Below are 18,078 nucleotides of genomic sequence, written 5' to 3'. Positions count from 1 at the left end.
GACGATGCTCGCACGAAGCTCCCCGGGCAACGCAAGTCCCGTGTTACCGATGGGTCACCATGTCATGTCCTGCTACTGATGGGCAGCCATGTCCGGTATGGGCAGGGGGCGTTTCTCGATGGCCGCCGCCATGACGTCCGGGAAAAGATCCGGGGTGCAGGCGAACGCCGGTGCCCCCAGGGCTCCAAGGGCCGCGGCGTGCTCGCGGTCGTAGGCCGGGGCGCCCTCGTCGGAGAGCGCCAGCAGAGTGACGAACTGCACTCCGGACGCCTTCATCGCCGCGACCCGCTTCAGCATCTCGTCGCGGATGCCGCCCTCGTAGAGGTCACTGATCAGGACGACGACGGTGTCGGAGGGGCGGGTGATCTGCGACTGGCAGTACGCCAGCGCCCTGTTGATGTCAGTGCCGCCGCCGAGCTGCGTGCCGAAGAGGACGTCCACGGGGTCGTCGAGCTGGTCGGTCAGATCGACGACGGCGGTGTCGAAGACGACGAGCCGGGTGGCGATGGAGCGCATCGAGGCCAGCACCGCGCCGAAGACCGACGCGTAGACCACGGACGCGGCCATCGAGCCCGACTGGTCGATGCAGAGCACGACCTCTTTCTTCACCGCCTGGGACGCCCGGCCGTAGCCGACGAGCCGCTCGGGGACCACCGTGTTGAACTCGGGCAGATAGTTCTTGAGGTTCGCCCGGATGGTGCGGTCCCAGTCGATGTCCCGGTGGCGCGGCCGGTTGATCCGCGCGGAGCGGTCGAGCGCACCGGTCAAGGTGGACCGGGTGCGGGTGGCGAGCTTCCTCTCCAGCTCCTCGACGACCTTGCGCACGACCGCCCTGGCCGTCTCCTTCGTCGTCTCGGGCATCGCCTTGTTGAGCGAGAGCAGGGTCCCGACGAGGTGTACGTCTGCCTCGACCGCCTCCAGCATCTCGGGCTCCAGCAGCAGCGCCGACAGTCCGAGCCGATCTATCGCGTCACGCTGCATGACCTGCACGACGGAGCTCGGGAAGTACGTGCGGATGTCGCCCAGCCAGCGGGCGACGGACGGCGCGGACGACCCCAGGCCGGCCGAACGGCTTTGGCTGCGGCCCCCATTGGTGCTTTTCGCGGACCTGCCGTAGAGAGAGGTGAGCGCGCCGTCCATCGCCGCGTCGGTGCCCGTGAGGGTGCGGCCCGTGCCGTCGGCACCCGGTTCTCCGCCGAGGACCAGCCGCCAGCGCCGCAGCCGCTCGTCGTTCACGCTCGCAGTCATCCGGCCACTCCCGCCAGGTTGTTCAGCTCGTTGTCGTCGATGCCGAGGAGGAGCCCCAGCACGGGAAGCACCGCGTCCGCGCGGGCGGTGTCGAGGCCCGGTCCGAAGCCGGGGATCCCGGCGTCCGTCCGTGCCTGTGCGGCCGCCGTCCCCTGGCCGCGCCGGACGAGTTCGCCCAGCGTGCGCCGAACGCCCGGTTCGTAGGCCGAGAAGGTGCGGCGCAGCAGCGGCAATACATCGGTGAACGCTTCCGCGGACACGCCGGTCAACCACGAGTCGACCAGCCCCAGCAGGCGTTCGTCGTGGACGAGCAGCAGCCCTCCGCCGGACGCGCCGCCGACGAACCCCTCGATCCAGGCGGCCGCAGCGGCCGGCTCCGTGCCCGTGGAGAGCGCGAGTGCCATCAGGCGTGCGGCCTCGTCCTCCGCGAGGTGCCCCTCGTCCAGCAGCAGTCGGGCCGCCCGGCCGCGTACGACCCCGGGGACGGAGTCCCGGCCGGACAGCTTGCGCAGCACGGACCGCCAGCGCTCTCCGATGCCCTCCGCGTCCGGAAGCAGGCCGACGGCCGCGTGCACACCGTCGAGATGGCCACGCATCTCCTCCGCGCCGTCGGCGTCGAGCCCGGTGCAGGCGGGCGGCAGGCCGACGCAGATCCGCTCGGCGAGGCCGGCGGCGACCTCGCCGAGGGCCGCCGTGTCCGTGGCGCGCACGTCGCCGTACCGCAGGGAACGGGCCAGCGCGGGCAGCGCCTGCGCGAGATGGCTCACGTCGGCGTCGAGGGCGGCCCGGTCGGCCAGGGCCTGCATCACCACGGGGAGCGCGTCGGGCAGTTCGGCCAGGAGGCACTGCTCGGCGAGCGCGGTCACCTCGGCGAGTGCCGTCGCGGCGACTGCCTGCGCCTCGGCCTTGGCCGTGGCGGCGGAGAGTACCGTGGTGCCCCAGACGCCGGCCTCGGCGACCTTCACGGACAGCTCGGGCTCCCAGCGCAGCCGCCAGCTCTCGCGGAACGTGCCGGTGCTTCCCCGGCCCGCGGCCGGCTCGCCCCAGCCGACCGCCAGCAGCCGCAGCCGGTGCAGCAGCCTGCTCTTGGCGGCGTCGGTGTCCTTGCGCAGATCCAGGTCCAGTTCGCGCTCGAGTGCCTCCGGCTTGAGCCGCAGACTGCGCTGCTGACGGGTCAGGTCGCGCTGGAGCGGTACGGCGGGCGCCGTGTCGGGCACCTCGCCGAGGACGTCCCCCACGATGAGCCGGTCCCTGACGAGGTCGAGCGGCACGTCGGAGCCGTCGCACATCACGGCCCGGACGGCATCGACGGTCTCGGTCAGTCCGGCGAGCGGGCGGCCCCGCATCACGGCCAGGGTCTCGGCGAGCCGGACGGCCTCGATGACATGGGCGGACGACACCATCCGGTCCTCGTCCCGGAACAGCCGGGCCACCTTCGTCATCCACCGCTCCACGGGCCGGTCGGGGGCGCCGAAGAGGTGGCCGTACCAGCCGGGCGAATCGATGCCCGCCCCGTAGCCGGAGCGGCGCGCCAGCCTGCGGTGGGTCCAGGGCACCCAGGTCATTTCCGTCCTGACCTTGGGCAGCCCCTTGAGGACGGCCTTGTCCGCGGCGACCGTCGTCGCGGTCATGAGCGCCGGCACGTGCCAGGCGCCGCAGACCACGGCGACGCCTTCGTCCCCGAACTCCTTCTTCGCGGCGCGGAGCTGGAGCCTCATGAAGGCCTCACGCGCGAGGTCACGGTCGTGACCGCCGTGGCCGTACGTCTCCCGCAGGGCCGCCATCGCCTCCGCCAGGGCGGCGAACGGCGCGAACGGGTCGGGCCCTCCGGCGGCGCCGTCCGCCGAGCCGCGCTCCGGTGCCGGGCGGGCACCCCTGAGCTCGACAACGTCCTCCCACCAGCGCTCCGGGTCGTCGTACCCTGCGGCTCCGGCGAGGACGGCGATCGGATCGACCCGCACGTCCGGCGTGTCCTGCGAGACGTCCTCGGGCAGTGGCCCGGATTCCCCGGCCATCGCGAGCGAATGCGCCGCGGGCAGGTCGATGAAGCGCACGGCCGCGCCGTTGGCCAGCGCCCACCGGATCGCCACCCACTCGGGGGAGAACTCGGCCAGCGGCCAGAACGCCGCCCTGCCCGGATCGTCCGCGGCGTGCGCGAGCAGGGCGACGGGCGGACACATCTGCTCGTCGGCGGCCAGCGGAAGCAGTGCGTCGCCCTCCGGCGGCCCTTCGATCAGCACGGCCGCGGGGGCGGCCGCCTCCAGCGCGGCCCGCACCGCCCGGGCCGAGCCCGGCCCGTGGTGGCGGACCCCGAGCAGGAGCGGGGTCATGCGCTCACCTCGCGGCAGGCGCGGTAGAAGTCCTTCCAGCCATCCCGCTCGCGCACCACCGTCTCCAGATACTCCTGCCAGACGACCCGATCGGCGGCCGGGTCCCGCACGACCGCGCCGAGGATGCCCGCCGCCACGTCCCCCGGCCGCAGCACGCCGTCTCCGAAGTGCGCCGCCAGGGCGAGACCGCCGGTGACCACGGAGATCGCCTCGGCCGTCGACAGCGTCCCGGACGGGGACTTGATCTTCGTGCGGCCGTCGGTGGAGACCCCGTCGCGCAGCTCACGGAAGACCGTGACCACCCGGCGGATCTCTTCCAGCCCTTCGGGAGCGGCCGGGAGGTCGAGGGAACGACCGATCTGGTCGACGCGCCGCGACACGATGTCGACCTCCGCCTCCGGCGTCAGGGGCAGCGGCAGGACGACGGTGTTGAAGCGCCGGCGCAGGGCGCTGGACAGGTCGTTGACCCCGCGGTCGCGGTCGTTGGCGGTGGCGATGAGGTTGAAGCCGCGGACGGCCTGCACCTCCTGGCCGAGCTCCGGGACGGGCAGCGTCTTCTCGGAAAGAATCGTGATCAGCGTGTCCTGCACATCGGCCGGGATGCGGGTGAGCTCCTCGACGCGGGCGGTCATGCCCTCGGACATGGCGCGCATGACGGGGCTGGGGACCAGCGCGTCCCGGCTGGGGCCGTGTGCCAGCAGCTGGGCGTAGTTCCAGCCGTAGCGGATGGCTTCCTCCGGCGTGCCGGCGGTGCCCTGGACAAGAAGGGTGGAGTCGCCGCTGACGGCCGCGGCGAGATGCTCCGACACCCAGGTCTTCGCGGTGCCCGGCACGCCGAGGAGCAGCAGGGCGCGGTCGGTCGCGAGCGTGGTGACGGCCACCTCGACGATCCGGCGGGGTCCCACGTACTTCGGTGTGATCACCGTGCCGTCGGGAAGCGTGCCGCCGAGCAGGTAGGTGGCGACGGCCCAGGGCGACAGCCGCCAGTTCACCGGCCGCGGCCGGTCGTCGGCCGCGGCAAGCGCCTTCAGCTCGTCGGCGAAAGCGTCCTCCGCGTGCGGCCGCAGGGCTTCGTTCCCCACCTTGGCAACGGTTTCTGACACGGTCATGGATCCCCCTCCAGATCGTTCGACCCGATGTGGGATCCACCGTGCACCATGCCACTGACAATCGGCCCGGCCTCGGGATGACCGCAGGTCAGAGGCCGAAAGCCGGTGTGGACAAGGGGAGTCAGCCGCCGACCGGTGACTCCGCGATGCAGCCTCCCGCGGTGGCGAGGCCCTCGCCCGTCTCCTCCTTCAGCACCTTGCCCTTGTGCGTGATCCTGCACGTGACCTCGGTGCCGGTGAGGTCGGCGGCGACCGGCATCACCGCGGCGGGCATGATGCCGCGCAGCGTGACCGTCTTCGTCCACGGCAGGGTGGGCTTCTCCACCGTCTCGATCTTCGGGTTCATCGCCTCGCCGCCACCGCCGTGGTACTGGATCGAGTCGACGTTCTTGCCCGTGACCTCGTACGTCACCTCGTACTTCTCGTTGACCGCCTTGTCCACCTGGTCGACCGCCTCGGAGCAGGCGGTGAGACCGAAGGCCAGACCAGCCGCGATGCCGGTGGCCGTGACGGCGCGGACCGCCGTACGGATGGAGCGCTTCATGCTGGATCCCCCCGGATCTTTCGAATTCGACACTGCGGAAAAAGTAGCAAGCGCGGGCCAACATCCGTTCGAAAGGGGCGGATTCGCAGGTCAGAGCGATTGTCAGTGGTCCCCCGTAGCGTCGCTCCCATGCTGCTTTCAAACGGGGGAACGGCCCCTGCCTCCATGGATCAAGGGGTGGCACGCTGGGCCGCGGAGCAGGTGCTGTCGCTGGCTCCTGACAACGCATCACGCAAGGCGGGGAGCAAGCTCGGCTCGGCCGGTCCCTGGTCGGATGCCGGCTGCGACCCTTCCGGTGCCGTGTGGGGCCTGTGCAAGGGCAGCGGCAGCAAGCCGTACCAGACGGTCGTGGACACCACCGGCCCGGCTTACAAGTGCAGTTGCCCGAGTCGGAAGTTCCCGTGCAAGCACGCGTTGGGGCTGCTGCTGCTCTGGGCGTGCGACGAGCAGACCGTCGCGCACTGCGAGGTCCCGAAGTGGGCGGACGAATGGCTGTCGGGACGCAGGAACCGCGCGGCGGCCAAGGAACAGCCGGGCGCCGGCTCCGGCGCGAAGAGCGCCGACCCGGAGGCGGCCAGGCGGCGGGCGGAGCGCAGGGCGGAGCGGATCACCGCGGGCGCCACGGAACTGGAACAGCGGCTCGCCGACCTGCTGCGCGGCGGTCTCGCGGCCACGGAGCGGTCCGGATACGGGCTCTGGGAGGAGACCGCCGCACGCATGGTCGACGCCCAGGCCCCGGGCCTCGCCGCGCGTGTCAGGGAGCTCGGCGCGATCCCGGGCTCCGGGCCCGGCTGGCCGGCGCGGCTGCTGGAGGAATGCTCCCTGATCCATCTGCTGGACTCCGCCTGGCTGGGTCGCGAGCGGCTGCCCGAGGCGCTGGCCGCCACCGTCCGTGGCAGGGTAGGCCTGCCGTCGGCCGCGGAATGCCCGGCGGTCCGTGACCAGTGGCGGGTCCTCGCCCAGTACGACTCGTCCGACGGCAGGCTCACCACCCGGCGTGTCTGGCTGCACGGGCGGGACTCGAAGCGCACGGCGCTGCTGCTGTCCTTCGGCGCAGCGGGCAGACCTCCGCAACTCGCCCTGCCGGTAGGGCTGATGGTCGACGCCGAAGTCACTCCTCACGGCGCCGGCCGGCCAAGGGCGGAATTGGGCACGCGGTTCGGCCCGCCCGTCGCCATCGACGCACCGCCGCCGGGCGGGCCCTGCGCCTCGGCGGCCGACGCGTACGGGCAGGCCCTGCGCAACGACCCGTGGCTGGATGCCTGGCCGGTCACGCTCACCGGCGTCATCCCCGTGCCCGACGGGACGGGGTGGCAGCTCGTCGATGCCGACGGCGGCGCGGCGCTGCCCGTCGCCGCCGCGGCGCTCACCCGCCCGGGCCTGTGGAAGCTCGTGGCCCTCGCCGGGGGCCGGCCGGTCACCGTGTTCGGCGAGTTCGGACACCGGGGCTTCATGCCGTTGACGGCCTGGCCGGAGGACATGCCCGAGACGGTCCCGCTGATCTGAACGTAGGGAGACCTCATGACCACCACCGCCAGTGCGTCGCCGTGGGAAGAGCTCGTCACCTCGGCCCTGCTCGGCACCGACCGCCGGACACCGCCGACCGGTACGACACCCGCCGGGAAGGACGCGCCCGTCGCCCTGCTCGACGCTGCCGCCCTGCACACCGTGCGGCGCCGGGCAGGGCTGAGTCCCGTACCGCCGAAGGCGGGCGGCACGTTGCCGGAGCCGGCGCCGCACGACGGGCGCCGTGCCCTGCCGCTGCCCGCGCGGCGACGGCTCGTCCAGTTGCTGGCCGACCGTTCCGGTTCCTCGGGCTCAGGGGGCAGGCGCGGCACCGCCCCGGACCTCACCGAGCTGCTCCCCCAATGGCTCGCCGCCGCCAACGAACACGGCTACCAGGCACCGGCGTCCGTGCTGCCCGCGCTGCTCGACGCGGCCCGTGCCCGCACGGACCTGCGCCCCCATGCGCTGACGTTCGCCGGGCCGCGCGGACCGTGGCTCGCCCGGCTCAACCCGGAGTGGAAGTTCGCGCTGCGCGGCGGGTCCGCGGGCTCCACGCTGCCGGACATGGAGGACGGGGAGGCCGTGCGGAAGCTCTGGGAGGAAGGCCTGTTCGCCGAACGCGTCGCGCTGCTCGCGGGTCTGCGCGTCCACGACGCCGGCGCCGCGCTGGAGCTGCTCGCCTCGACGTGGGCCACCGAGCGGGCGGAGGACCGGCTGATGTTCCTCGACTCCTTGCGGTCGGGACTGTCCGACGCGGACGAGCCGTTCCTGGAACAGGCGTTGTCGGACCGCAGCCGGAACGTCCGCTCCACGGCCGCCGAACTCCTTTCCGCCCTGCCGCATTCCGCGCTCGCCGGCCGCATGGCGGCGCGTGCCGCGTCGTGCGTCTCGATGGACCGCAGCGGCGGCGCCGAAGCGGTGATCGTCGTGGAGGCGCCCCATGAATGCGACGCGGACATGCAGCGCGACGGCATCGTCCCGGCCCCGCCGTCAGGCCGCGGCGAGCGGTCCTGGTGGCTCGGCCAGCTGGTGGAGGCCGCCCCTCTCTCTGTCTGGCCGGACCGGCTGGGCGGGCGCTCGGTGCGCGAGATCGTCGCGCTGCCCGTGTCCGACGGCTGGGCGGACGAACTGCACGCGGCCTGGTGCCGGGCAGCGGTACGGCAGCACGACGCCGACTGGTCGCGCGCCCTCCTCGGCTCGCCCGCCGCACCGCCTTCGACCGGTCCCGGGACGACCTCGCCGGCCGAGCGGTCGAAGCTCCTCGCGGCCCTGTCCGACGACGAACGTGCCGCATGGGTGGCCGAGTTCATAGCGGCGCACGGCCTCTCGGAAGCGTTTCAGCTGCTCGGTGTGTGCACGGTGCCATGGGCGGCACCGCTCGGCCGGGCGGTCGTCGACGCGCTCGACATCGCGCGGGACGCGGGCAGCTACCCGTGGAGCTTCAGCGGTGTGATGGGCCTCGCGGAACGCTGCCTGTCGCCGGACGAGGCGGACCGGCTGGAGGTTCTCACGGCCGTACCGGACGAAAAGGAGGACGCGTCGCCGGGCGCGGGCGGATACTGGTCGGAAGCGTTCCAGCGCCTGGTCTCGACGCTGCGCCTGCGGGCGGCGATGCACGAGGAACTCGCCGCAGCGTGACCAGCCGGGCCGCCTGCCGCGCAGGCCTGTGCGGCAGGCGTCACGCCGGCCCGGGCGTCCGGCCCCCGGCCGGAACGCGGGGCCGGCCCGGGCGTACCGGCGGGGCCCCTGCGGGTGCGCAACCGCGCGCCCGGCCGGCTCGGCCACGTCACGCCGCTCAGTGGACCGGCGGCGAAGCGCGCGAACCCGATCGCGCGCCGCCGACTACGCCTCCGCGGTCGCCCGCACGTTCGCGTTGACCCAGTCCACGATCGACGCCGTCGTCGCGCCGGGCGTGAAGATCTCCGCGACGCCCTGCTCCTTCAGCGGTGCGATGTCCGCCTCCGGGATGATCCCGCCGCCGAAGACCTTGATGTCTTCCGCCTCGCGCTCCTTGAGCAGCTCGATGACCTTGGCGAAGAGCGTGTTGTGCGCTCCGGAGAGGATCGACAGGCCGATCGCGTCGGCGTCCTCCTGGATAGCCGTGTCGACGATCTGTTCCGGTGTCTGGTGGAGCCCGGTGTAGATGACCTCCATACCGGCGTCGCGCAGCGCCCGCGCGATCACTTTGGCCCCGCGGTCGTGGCCGTCGAGACCCGGCTTGGCCACCACCACGCGGATCGGACCAGTCACACCCATTACTGCCTCCTGGGTCCCCGCGACCCGTGCGGGCGCGCGAAGAGTGAACGAACGTTATCTCCAGCATCCCGCAACCGGCCGTTTCGCGGTGCGCGGGGAGGGGGAAATCACACGTAGGACATTTTTCGCCGAGCGTTCGCACCGGCTTCAGGCAGCGCGCCACCCACGCGCAGCCCGCCGGCACGGTCGCACGGGGAGCCGCCGCAGGTCCACAACGGGTCGTCGCACCACCGTGCCGACAGCCGCACGGCACGGTGGTGCGACACCGGCGGCGCGGGCAGACGTCCGCGCCGGTCCGAGCGCGCTTCCCATGAGGGCACGCGGGGCAGAGCCGCCCCCGTCGTGCCGTACGGGAGGAGGTCGTCATGAGGGTCCTGCCTCCCTTTCCCATGACGCTGCCGGTGAAGTGGTCCGCAGCGTTGCTGCGCGCGACCGTTCTGGAGCTGGCGATCCTGGCCGGGCACCTGCTGCTCTATCCGACCGGCCTCACTCCGGAGCGCCGCCCCCGCCCGCGTCCCCACGCGGGAGCCGATGACGACGCCCGTGCGGGCGCCGGGGCCGCACGCCGCCTGCCCGGCACACCGGACGCCGTCCCCACCGTCCTGCTCCACGGCTTCGTCGACAACCGTTCGGTGTTCGTACTGCTCCGCCGCGCCCTCGCCCGGCAGGGCTCGCGCCATGTCGAGTGCCTCAACTACTCGCCGCTCACCTGCGACATCCGTGCCGCCGCGGATCTGCTCGGCCGCCATGTCGAAAAGATCTGCGCGCGCACCGGCCACCCCGAGATCGACATCGTCGGGCACAGCCTGGGTGGCCTGATCGCCCGCTACTACGTCCAGCGCCTTGGCGGCGACCACCGCGTCCGCACCCTCGTCACGCTCGGCACCCCGCACTCGGGCACGGCCGTCGCCCCGCTCGCGAGCGCCCACCCGATCGTGCGGCAGATGCGGCCGGATTCGCCGGTGATCGAGGAGCTGCGCATGCCCGCGCCCGGCTGCCGCACCCGGTTCGTCAGCTTCTGGAGCGATCTGGACCGGATCATGTCGCCGGTGGAGACGGCCCGCCTCGACCATCCGGACCTTCTCGCCCAGAACGTGCGAGTGAGCGGAATCGGCCATCTCGCACTGCCCGTTCACCCCGCCGTCGCCGACGGCATCCGCGAGGCTCTCGAGTCGGGCGTGTCGGAAGCGGGCTCTTCTTCGGGTACCGCGTCCGTCGCTTGAGGTGCCCTTCGAGCGATCCATCGAACACTTCTCGAACGTAGGGCCAAAGCTCTGCCCCTGGGCCGCCGAAACGCGACTGAATGCCCGTTTCCTGATTGCGTAGATGCCTCCGAAGATTGTCGCCGTCGCGTACCGCCGGGTACAGTCGCGCCACTGCTTCCCCGTGGGACCCCCTCTGCAAACAGGTGGCCCCCGGAAACAGGTCCTGCTGTCGAGGCGAGAGAGAAGTTGGTGAACGACCAGCACACCAACGCCGGGTACGGCGGGTACGCCACCGGCAGCTTCGACTCCGACCCGCTCTTCGGCGCCATGCCGGGAAGTTACGAGGCGGGCCACAGCGGCCAGTACGACTCGTCCCAGTGGAACGCCGGCGGCGACGGAAGCACCGGGCACGACGCCTACGCGACGGCCCAGCAGACCCAACAGCCCCCGTACGACGCGCAGTACGAGCAGCAGCAGTACGCGCAGTACGACACCACCGGCCAGTGGGACGCGAGCGCCTGGAACGAGGCCGGCGGCACCGGCCAGTACGAGACGGCCGCCGCGGCCTTCGCCTACGACGCGACCGCCCAGTGGGCCCCCGGCACCTTCGACAGCGGCGCCTACGACGCCACGGCCTGGAACTCCGGGGCGGCCACGCCCGAAGGACTCGTCCCGCAACAGTTCGTGCCGGAGCAGGAGTTCACCCCGCAGACCGGTTACGAGACGTACGAGACCTACGGCGCATATCCGACGGGCGACGCCTACGAGTCGGCCCCGGCGCAGGAGACCGGCGAGGCGTACGAGACCGGCCCGGGGTACGAAGCACCTGGGTACGAAGCAGGCGAAACGTACGGCTACACCTTCGAGGCACCACAGGACGCCGAGCCCGAGGCCTCGGCGGCGGACGCCGAAACCGGCTACGAGGCGGAGTACGGCACTGAGGCCGACGTCGACCCGGACGCTCCGCAGAGCGACGACGTTCCGGATCACGAGGCGATGACCCGGACCATGACCGCCGTGCCGGCCGTACCCGCCACACCCGTCTCACCCCGCCCGGTCCGCCGCTCCGGCGGCAGCCGCGGCCGCCGCCGCACCCCCGCCAAGCGCTCGGCGCTCCTCACCGTCGCCGTTCCCTCCGCCTGCGTCATGGGCGTCGCCGGCATCGCCGCCGCGTCCGTCAGCGGCCTCGGCAGCGAGAGCGGGACGACGGACGACAAGACCAACGTGGCAGCCGCCGACCCCGCCTCCGTGCAGCCGGTCGCCGCCAACAACGCCATGGACACGCAGCTCGCCGCGCTCAGCGCCGACGCCCGTGACTTCGGGGACCGGGCCTCCCGCACCCAGGAACGCATCGACCTCAAGGCGCGCCAGGCGGCGGAGAAGAAGAAGCGCGAGGAAGAGGCAGCCCGCCGCGAGGCGCTCCGCCCCAAGTTCGTGCTGCCGGTGAAGCAGGACGGACTCAGCGCGTACTACGGCCAGTCCGGCGTCAACTGGATGTCTCTGCACAGCGGTATCGACTTCCCCGTCCAGTACGGCACCGACGTCATGGCCGCGACGGACGGCACCGTCCGCACCCAGTGGAACAGCGCCTACGGCAACATGGCCATCGTGACCGCGGCCGACGGCACGGAGACCTGGTACTGCCACCTGAGCACCACCAAGATCCGCAGCGGCTACGTCAAGGCCGGTGACGTCATCGCCTACTCGGGCAATTCGGGCAACTCCACCGGACCGCACCTCCACTTCGAGGTCCGGCCCGGCGGCGGCGCGGCCATAGACCCGCTGCCCTGGCTGCGCAGCCACGGCCTCGATCCCGCATAGACCCGCCCGGCCCGTCGAACCCGCGTCAAGCGTGCCCGGACGGACGGGCGTCGGCGTGCGCCTGTGCGCACGGTCGTGGAGACAGGTGTCCGCGCACGCCTGACGTACGCGTCCTGGGATGTCCGGAGTGCCGGCCCCCGCAGGGGCCGAACACCGTCGTCAGAGCTTCTCGACCGGGGCGTACCTGAGCAGCAGCCTCTTCGGCTTCTCGTCCCCGAAGTCGATCGTCGCCTGCGCCTCGGACCCCGAACCCTTGACCTCGACCACGGTCCCCAGACCGAACTGGTCGTGCGTGACCCGGTCGCCCACGGCCAGCGAGATCACCGGCTTGTCGCTCGTCCGCCGCGTGGCGAAGCCGGAGGCGCCGCCGCGCGAACGGGAGGAGGACAGCGAAGAGGCGATGCCGGACGTCGGTCCGGCGGGGGCCGCCATCGGACCCGTCCGCTTCCAGGTCAGGTGCTGACCGGGGATCTCCTCGAGGAACCGCGACGGCGGGTTGTACGACGGCTGTCCCCAGGCGCTGCGCATCGAGGACCGGGTCAGATAGAGCCGCTCACGGGCGCGGGTGATGCCCACATAGGCCAGGCGCCGCTCCTCCTCGAGCTCCTTCGTCTGCCCGAGGGCCCGCATGTGCGGGAAGACGCCGTCCTCCATGCCGGTGAGGAAGACGACAGGGAACTCGAGGCCCTTGGCGGTGTGCAGGGTCATCAGCGTGATGACACCGGTGCCCTCTTCGTCCTCGTCGGGGATCTGGTCGGAGTCGGCGACGAGCGCCACCTGCTCGAGGAACTCGGCGAGTGTGCCGGTGCCCTCCTCGTCACCCCGGGCCTGCTCGAACTCGAGGGCCACGGCGGCGAGTTCCTGGAGGTTCTCGATGCGCGTCTCGTCCTGGGGGTCCGTGGACGCCTGGAGCTCCGCGAGATATCCGGTCCGCTCCAGCACGGCCTCCAGCACGACGGCCGGGCCCGCGCCCGAGTCGACGATCGTGCGCAGCTCCTCCATCAGGACGTTGAACCGCTTGACCGCGTTGGCCGAGCGGGCCGCCATGCCGTACGCCTCGTCGACACGGCGCAGCGCCTGCGGGAAGGTGATCTTCTCGCGCAGCGCGAGGGCGTCGATCATCGCCTCCGCACGCTCGCCGATGCCGCGCTTGGGCACGTTCAGGATGCGGCGCAGCGGGACGTTGTCCTCGGGGTTGGCGAGGACCCGCAGGTAGGCCAGCACATCGCGGACCTCCTTGCGCTCGTAGAAGCGCACACCGCCGACGACCTTGTAGGGCAGGCCGACGCGGATGAAGATCTCCTCGAAGACACGCGACTGGGCGTTCGTGCGGTAGAAGACGGCGACGTCGCCGGCCTTCGCCTCGCCCGAGTCCGTGAGCCGGTCGATCTCGTCGGCGACGAACTGGGCCTCGTCGTGCTCGGTGTCCGCGACGTAGCCGGTGATCTGGGCGCCGGCGCCGGCGTTCGTCCACAGGTTCTTGGGACGGCGGGACTCGTTGCGCTCGATGACGGCGTTGGCGGCGGAGAGGATCGTCTGGGTGGATCGGTAGTTCTGCTCCAGCAGGATCGTCGTCGCGTCCGGGTAGTCCTCCTCGAACTGGAGGATGTTGCGGATGGTCGCGCCGCGGAAGGCGTAGATCGACTGGTCGGCGTCACCGACGACGCACAGCTCCGCCGGCTCCAGGTCCTCGTACCCCTTGCCCACCAGCTCGCGCACGAGCGTGTACTGAGCGTGGTTGGTGTCCTGGTACTCGTCGACGAGGACGTGCCGGAACCGCCGCTGGTAGTGCTCCGCGACGTCCGGGAACGCCTGGAGCAGATGGACGGTGGTCATGATGATGTCGTCGAAGTCCAGGGCGTTGGCCTCGCGCAGCCGGGCCTGGTACATCCGGTACGCCTCGGCGAGCGTCTTCTCGAATCCGTCGACGGCCTGGTCGGCGAAGGTCTCCTCGTCGATCAGCTCGTTCTTCAGGTTCGAGATCTTGGCGCTGAAGGACTTCGGCGGAAACTTCTTCGGGTCGAGGTCGAGATCACGGCAGACCAGCGACATCAGGCGCTTCGAGTCCGCCGCGTCGTAGATCGAGAACGACGAGGTGAAGCCCAGCTTCTTGGACTCGCGGCGCAGGATCCGGACGCACGCGCTGTGGAAGGTCATGACCCACATCGCGTTGGCGCGCGGGCCCACCAGCTGCTCGACGCGTTCCTTCATCTCGCCGGCGGCCTTGTTGGTGAAGGTGATCGCCAGTATCTGGCCGGGGTGGACCCGGCGCGTGCCCAGCAGGTGGGCGATGCGATGGGTGAGCACTCTGGTCTTGCCCGAGCCGGCGCCGGCGACGATGAGCAGCGGTGAGCCTGTGTGCACGACGGCGGCGCGCTGCTGCTCGTTCAGCCCGTCGAGCAGGGCGGCTGGGTCCACGACGGGGCGCGGCGCGCCGTCGCGGTAGTAACCGTCGCGGGCCGGAGGCACGTCGAAGGCGCCCTGGAAGAGGTCGTCCGGAAGCTGCTCCGGAGCCGGGTCCTCGGGCGGAGGCGGGGGCCCGTCCGCGTCGGGCCGGAGGTCCGCCAGGAAGCTGTCGTCAAAGAGGCTGCTCATCGCTTAACGAGTCTAGGCGGCCGGACCGACAACCGTGGCCGCACAGGGACACCGGCGGGCGCCACGGTATGTGACAGTGCGGATCCGCGGGGCGACCGTCGGCCGGGCCGGAGACCCGCCCGCGAAAAGGGTCACGAAAATGTATCGGACATATCGAACATCAACCTTCACAGCAGACGCACGAGTTGGCTAGCGTGCTCGACCAGGCGGCCCGCATCCCTCCCGGCGAACCACGCCGAACGGGCGGCCTGCGCCGAATCCGGGCTTCTCCCGAGGGAGTTCGGAACCGGGGACCCACCAAGCATCACCGGGGTGAATCGGACCGTGCCCCGTTCGGTCCGTAGGGCGTCTTCCGTTCGCCCGAACCCGACAGCTAACCCGGTAGGCGGTCCACGGAAGAAGGAGATGCCGGCCTTGGCGTCGCATCGCAAGCCCCGCAGCCGTACCGCAAAACCGTCCACCGCCGTCGGGTTCACCACGGCCGCCCTCGCCGGTGTGACGCTGCTCTCCACACAGAGCGCCACCGCCGCGCCGTCCGACCCGAAGCCCAGCATCGAAGAGGTGCAGAAGAAGGTCGACGACCTGTACCGGCAGGCCGGCAGCGCGACGCAGGAGTTCAACAAGGCGAAGGAAGCCACGGCGGAGAAGCGCCAGGAGGTCGACCGGCTGCTCGACGAGGCGGCCGAGCGCACGGAGAAGCTGAACGAGTCCCGCCGCGCCCTCGGCAACTACGCGGCAGCGCAGTACCGCACCGGTTCCGTCGCCCCCACCGCCGCGCTGATGTTCGCGGACAGCCCCCAGGCGTACTTCGACCAGACCCAGCTGATGGACCGGATGACGGACCAGCAGCGCAGGGCCGTCAGCGAGTACGAGACCGAGCGGGCCGCGGCCGCGAAGCAGCGCGCGGAGGCAACCAAGAGCCTCGAGTCCCTCACGGACTCCCAGGAGGCCCTGCGCACCAGCAAGCAGACGGTGCAGACGAAGCTCGCGGAGGCACGCGCCCTGCTCTCCGAGCTGACGGCGGAGGAGAAGGCACGCCTCGCCGCGATCGAGCGGGAGAAGGAGGAGGAGGCGCGTCGCAAGGCCGAGGCCAAGGCGAAGGCGGAGGCGGAGGCGGAGGCGGCGGCCCGGGCGGAGGCCGAGCGGCAGCAGCAGGAGCGCGAGGCCACCCCGGAGACAGGCACCACCGACCCGGGGACCGACACCGGCACCGGCACCGGCACCGACGACGGCACGTACGCGGCCAAGGCCGACAAGGTCCTCGCGTTCGCCCGTGCCCAGATCGGCAAGCCCTACGTATGGGGCGCGACGGGCCCGAGCTCGTACGACTGCTCCGGCCTCACCGCGGCCGCGTGGAAGGCGGCGGGGGTGGACCTGCCGCGCACCACCTGGGACCAGGTGAAGGTCGGCACCCGTGTCGAGACGGCCGACCTGCTCCCCGGAGACCTGGTCTTCTTCTACGACGACATCAGCCACGTCGGCATCTACATCGGCGACGGCAAGATGATCCACGCGCCCAAGCCGGGCACGAACGTCCGCGAGGAGTCCATCTACTACATGCCGATCTACGGCAGCGTCCGCCCCGCCTGAGGCGCGGGACCGGCACGAGGCCGGACGCACCGGTGCCCGGGCGGCCGAGCCGTCCGGGCACCGGTGCGTCCGCGCGCGGGTCAGGTCCAGAGCGTGGCGACGAAGATGTTGGCCACGGTCAGGCCGCCCACCGCACCGAAGAGCGCTTTGTCGACCTTCTCCTCGTCCCTCTTGACGTACACAAGGCCGAGGATCACGACCAGCACCGCCAGCTTGATGCCGATCTTGAGGTTGTTGACCGTCTGGTCGTCCGCCTGGTTCAGACCCACCAGGGCCACACCGGTGACCAGCATGGTCAGCGCACCGTGCAGCATCGCGGGACTGAAGCGGGCGGTGCCCTCGCCCATCGCCTTCATCTGAGTCAGGAACCCGCCCAGCAGCGAGGCGATGCCGATGATGTGCAGTGCGACGAAGACATTGATGAGTACGTCCATGGCCCGGAGCCTAACTCTGCCCATACCACCGTCGGCCGGGCAGGTGGCCCTGTCCGCGGCATCGGTCGGGGGACCGATCGATGCGCGTCCGCGACGACGGTCGGACGTTCATCAATGGCTGCCCGACGCCCATTTTCGGAGATTTCCGGTCGTTGCGTCCCGCCGCCGTCGATACGGGGCCTAGCGTCCTTCCCCAGGTGGCCGACTCCCCGCGAGCCGTCGTACAGCCGGACGGCACTCGGCCGCCACCGCCGGAAAGTCCTGCGGCGGACCGCTTCCCCGTGCGGCCGCCGCAGGACGCAGGTGCGGCGGCAGGGACGACGGAAGGACGTGGAAGCCCTCGTGGCAGCACACCGGGAACACCGAAAGCCCCGTGGACGCCGGCTCGACGGACCCGCCGCCCGTACCGCGGTCACGCTCGCCCTGGCGGGCGCGGCGGCCACGACCGCGTTCGACGGCACGGGACACGCGGAACCGGTCCTGACCCCCGCGCAGATCCGGGCCGAGGTGGACCAGCTGTACCAGGAGGCCGAGGTCGCCACCGAGAAGCACAACGGCGCCAGGGAACGGGTGGAGAGCGCCCGCAGATCGCTGGACTCGATGCGTGACGAGGCCGCGCGACGGACCGCGAGCCTCAACACCTCCCGCAACGCCCTCGGTTCCCTCGCCACCGCCCAGTACCGTGACGGCGGCACGGACCCCGGTCTGCGGCTCGCGCTGACCTCCGAACCGGAGGAGTACCTCCGGCGCGCCGCCGTCGCGGAAAGGGCCGGAGCGCTCCAGGCCGCCGCGGTCTTTGACGTGCGCCGGCAGTTACGGGAGCTCGCACAGCTCAAGGCCCAGGCCGGTGACCGTATCGCCGAACTCGAGGCACACCGCAAGGAACTGGCCGGCCACAAGGCCGCCGTGCGGAGCAGACTCGCCGCCGCGGAACGCCTGCTGGCCCGGCTGACCGCCGAGCAGCGGGCCCGCTACAACGGCGGCACCGAGTCGGACGGACCGGCGCGGGCGGACCGCGCCGGCACTGCGCGCGGCACCCTGAAGGCCCCGAACAGCCGCGCGGCGCAGGCCGTCGCCTACGCGCACGGAGCGATCGGCAAGCCCTATGTGTGGGGGGCGACGGGCCCCGGGTCCTACGACTGCTCCGGGCTGACCCGGGCCGCCTGGCGTTCCGCCGGGGTCTCACTGCCGCGCACCACGTACACGCAGATCAACGTCGGGGCGCGGGTGCCCCGTTCCCAACTGGCACCGGGTGACCTGGTCTTCTTCTACTCCGGCGTCTCGCACGTCGGCCTCTACATCGGCGACGGGCAGATGATCCACGCCCCGCGCCCCGGTGCCCCGGTGCGGGTGGCGCCCATCGACCGGATGCCGTTCGCGGGAGCGACCCGCCCCGCGTGACCCGCCCGGGCACGGCGGCCCCTCGAAGCGGCTGCCCTC

General features: G+C 71.8%; 13 protein-coding genes and 1 riboswitch. Of the genes, 6 read left to right on the top strand and 7 right to left on the bottom strand.

Annotated elements, in window-relative coordinates; translation table 11 throughout:
- Positions 1-72 precede the first annotated feature (72 nt).
- The 4 genes from MDN94_RS11425 to MDN94_RS11410 all read right to left on the bottom strand — a co-directional run bounded on the left by MDN94_RS11425 (position 73) and on the right by MDN94_RS11410 (position 5,231).
- On the bottom strand, positions 73-1,248 hold the full coding sequence (locus MDN94_RS11425) for a VWA domain-containing protein (RefSeq protein ID WP_482725708.1): 1,176 nt from the start codon (positions 1,246-1,248) through the stop codon (positions 73-75).
- Entirely contained in the window at positions 1,245-3,578 is a 2,334-nt protein-coding gene (locus MDN94_RS11420) for a DUF5682 family protein (RefSeq protein ID WP_482725707.1), read from the bottom strand. Before MDN94_RS11420 ends, MDN94_RS11425 begins: the two co-directional genes overlap by 4 nt.
- Positions 3,575-4,687 (bottom strand): ATP-binding protein, encoded by a 1,113-nt coding sequence (locus MDN94_RS11415; protein ID WP_482725706.1) that lies wholly within the window; start codon positions 4,685-4,687, stop codon positions 3,575-3,577. Before MDN94_RS11415 ends, MDN94_RS11420 begins: the two co-directional genes overlap by 4 nt.
- A 121-nt stretch (positions 4,688-4,808) precedes the next feature.
- Positions 4,809-5,231, bottom strand: coding sequence for an MmpS family transport accessory protein (locus tag MDN94_RS11410; protein ID WP_482725705.1), 423 nt, complete (start codon positions 5,229-5,231; stop codon positions 4,809-4,811).
- 129 nt (positions 5,232-5,360) lie between these two features.
- Here MDN94_RS11410 and MDN94_RS11405 point away from each other — a divergent pair, with 129 nt between their 5' ends.
- Together MDN94_RS11405 and MDN94_RS11400 are read left to right on the top strand one after the other, a co-directional pair.
- Positions 5,361-6,737 (top strand): SWIM zinc finger family protein, encoded by a 1,377-nt coding sequence (locus tag MDN94_RS11405; protein ID WP_482725704.1) that lies wholly within the window; start codon positions 5,361-5,363, stop codon positions 6,735-6,737.
- A gap of 15 nt (positions 6,738-6,752) precedes the next feature.
- Positions 6,753-8,375: a DUF5691 domain-containing protein gene (locus MDN94_RS11400; RefSeq protein ID WP_482725703.1), complete on the top strand. Its 1,623-nt coding sequence runs from the start codon at positions 6,753-6,755 to the stop codon at positions 8,373-8,375.
- A 204-nt stretch (positions 8,376-8,579) separates the two neighbouring features.
- On the opposite strand, the gene icmB is transcribed toward MDN94_RS11400, so the two are convergent.
- Complete coding sequence (icmB, locus tag MDN94_RS11395) at positions 8,580-8,993, bottom strand: coenzyme B12-dependent isobutyryl CoA mutase small subunit (RefSeq protein WP_005313282.1); 414 nt, start codon at positions 8,991-8,993, stop codon at positions 8,580-8,582.
- Between the two features lie 365 nt (positions 8,994-9,358).
- Here icmB and MDN94_RS11390 point away from each other — a divergent pair, with 365 nt between their 5' ends.
- Positions 9,359-10,216 (top strand): esterase/lipase family protein, encoded by an 858-nt coding sequence (locus MDN94_RS11390; RefSeq protein ID WP_482725702.1) that lies wholly within the window; start codon positions 9,359-9,361, stop codon positions 10,214-10,216.
- A 231-nt stretch (positions 10,217-10,447) separates the two neighbouring features.
- On the top strand, positions 10,448-12,019 hold the full coding sequence (locus tag MDN94_RS11385; protein ID WP_482725701.1) for a M23 family metallopeptidase: 1,572 nt from the start codon (positions 10,448-10,450) through the stop codon (positions 12,017-12,019).
- Positions 12,020-12,178: 159 nt separating this feature from the next.
- Here MDN94_RS11385 and pcrA read toward each other — a convergent pair whose 3' ends face one another.
- Positions 12,179-14,614: a DNA helicase PcrA gene (gene pcrA, locus MDN94_RS11380; protein WP_482725700.1), complete on the bottom strand. Its 2,436-nt coding sequence runs from the start codon at positions 14,612-14,614 to the stop codon at positions 12,179-12,181.
- 241 nt (positions 14,615-14,855) lie between these two features.
- A riboswitch (cyclic di-AMP (ydaO/yuaA leader) is annotated at positions 14,856-15,017 on the top strand.
- A 2-nt stretch (positions 15,018-15,019) separates the two neighbouring features.
- Here pcrA and MDN94_RS11375 point away from each other — a divergent pair.
- Entirely contained in the window at positions 15,020-16,204 is a 1,185-nt protein-coding gene (locus tag MDN94_RS11375) for a C40 family peptidase (protein ID WP_482725699.1), read from the top strand.
- An 80-nt stretch (positions 16,205-16,284) separates the two neighbouring features.
- Here the strand turns inward: MDN94_RS11375 and MDN94_RS11370 are convergent, their stop codons facing one another.
- Positions 16,285-16,638: a hypothetical protein gene (locus MDN94_RS11370; protein ID WP_482725698.1), complete on the bottom strand. Its 354-nt coding sequence runs from the start codon at positions 16,636-16,638 to the stop codon at positions 16,285-16,287.
- Between the two features lie 342 nt (positions 16,639-16,980).
- Here MDN94_RS11370 and MDN94_RS11365 point away from each other — a divergent pair, with 342 nt between their 5' ends.
- Entirely contained in the window at positions 16,981-18,039 is a 1,059-nt protein-coding gene (locus MDN94_RS11365) for a C40 family peptidase (RefSeq protein ID WP_482725697.1), read from the top strand.
- Positions 18,040-18,078 lie beyond the last annotated feature (39 nt).

It is taken from the genome of Streptomyces sp. WAC00040 (assembly GCF_056835925.1).
The sequence above is the reverse complement of the archived record's forward strand: the minus strand, read 5'-3'. Positions and strand labels throughout refer to the sequence as shown.